1 protein-coding gene is annotated in these 1725 nt (G+C 37.5%); it reads left to right on the forward strand.

The features are described 5' to 3' along the window. Positions 1-258: 258 nt before the first annotated feature. Positions 259-1593, forward strand: coding sequence for a dihydroorotase (locus LUA91_RS20600; RefSeq protein ID WP_231427999.1), 1335 nt, complete (start codon positions 259-261; stop codon positions 1591-1593). The last annotated feature ends 132 nt before the right edge of the window (positions 1594-1725 follow it).

Below are 1725 nucleotides of genomic sequence, written 5' to 3' on the forward strand. Positions count from 1 at the left end.
AATATTATATTTGTAATGAGAAAGAAATGTCCGGAAGAACGGCAGATAATAAATGTCTGCTGCTCTAAAGGAAAGCTTTGGCCTTTTCTATGCTAAATGACTAATATTAATCATAGGAGTATTTCCACTTTATCAGGTTTATTTAACTCAAAACAGCAACATCAAACCTAATTCGCACCTTTCATCCGCCCAATTTTGCTACTTTCGACTTTATACTTTCATCTTTATACTTTCCACTAAAACACTACCTTTGAAACCATGAATGCTTACCTGATAAAAGCCGCCACAATTGTAAACGAAGGACAAAAAATTGTTGCTGACGTATTAATTAAAGATGGATTTATTGAGAAAATTGGTCAAAATCTTTCTGCACCTAACGCAACCGAAATTAACGCCGAGGGGCAATATCTTTTACCGGGTATGATTGATGACCAGGTTCATTTTCGCGAACCGGGCTTAACCCATAAAGCAGATATTTTTACCGAAAGTATGGCTGCGGTAGCTGGAGGAATTACTTCTTTCATGGAGATGCCAAACACAGTTCCAAATACGTTAACACAAAATTTATTGGCAGATAAATATGCAATTGCCGCAGAAACTTCGTTAGCCAACTATTCCTTTTACATGGGTGCCAGCAATGATAATATTGAAGAAGTTTTAAAAACTGACGCCAAAAATGTTTGCGGTATTAAGGTTTTTATGGGTTCTTCAACCGGAAATATGTTGGTTGACAATGAAAAAACTTTGGAGAACATTTTCAGCAAAGCACCAATTTTGGTAGCTACGCATTGTGAAGATGAAGCAACCATTCGCCGTAACCTTGCAGAGTTTAAAGCCAAATATGGTGATGATTTAACCATTGACATGCATCCGCTCATCCGCAGTGCTGAGGCTTGTTACAAATCTTCATCGCTAGCCGTTGAATTGGCAAAAACATACCAAACCCGTTTGCATATTCTGCATATTTCTACTGCAAAAGAGATTGCACTTTTCGATAATACCATTCCATTAAAAGATAAAAAAATTACTGCAGAAGCTTGTGTTCATCACCTTTGGTTTAATGATAAAGATTATGCTTCAAAAGGCAATTTTATTAAATGGAACCCTGCAGTAAAAACTGAAGAAGATCAAAATGGTATTCTTCAAGGTGTTTTAAATGACAACATCGATGTTATTGCCACCGACCATGCACCGCATACTTTAGAAGAAAAAAATCAGCCCTATTCGCAAGCACCATCCGGAGGACCTTTAGTTCAACATGCTCTACCAGCTTTATTGGAAATGCATTTGCAAGGCAAAATCTCGTTAGAAAAAATCGTGGAAAAAACAGCGCATAATCTGGCCATCTGTTTCGATATTGAGAAGCGTGGATTCATCCGTGAGGGTTACTGGGCAGATTTGGTTTTGGTCGATTTAAAAGATTCATGGAAAGTAACCAAGCTCAATAATTTCTACAAATGCGGTTGGAGTCCTTTTGATGGCGATACTTTCCAGGCAAGCGTTACACACACTTTTGTATCAGGAAATTTAGCTTATCAAAAAGGCAGATTCACCACCGATCAGATTGGTAAGCGACTAACTTTTGCCAGATAGATTTGTTATATTTCCTCTATAAATAATATGCAATAAGAATTACCTACCCACACTTAGCGGGCAATCATAAATAAGAATTTCCTCTGCGAGCTCTATGTCTCAAACGCAATTTCTTGCCTGGAACACACTTTT

The organism is Pedobacter sp. Leaf250 (assembly GCF_920984735.1).
GTDB lineage: Bacteria > Bacteroidota > Bacteroidia > Sphingobacteriales > Sphingobacteriaceae > Pedobacter.

What these genes read in the sequence shown, in the direction of transcription:
- LUA91_RS20600 (WP_231427999.1), top strand. Translation starts at nt 259, where the DNA reads ATGAATGCTTACCTGATAAAAGCCGCCACAATTGTAAACGAAGGACAA.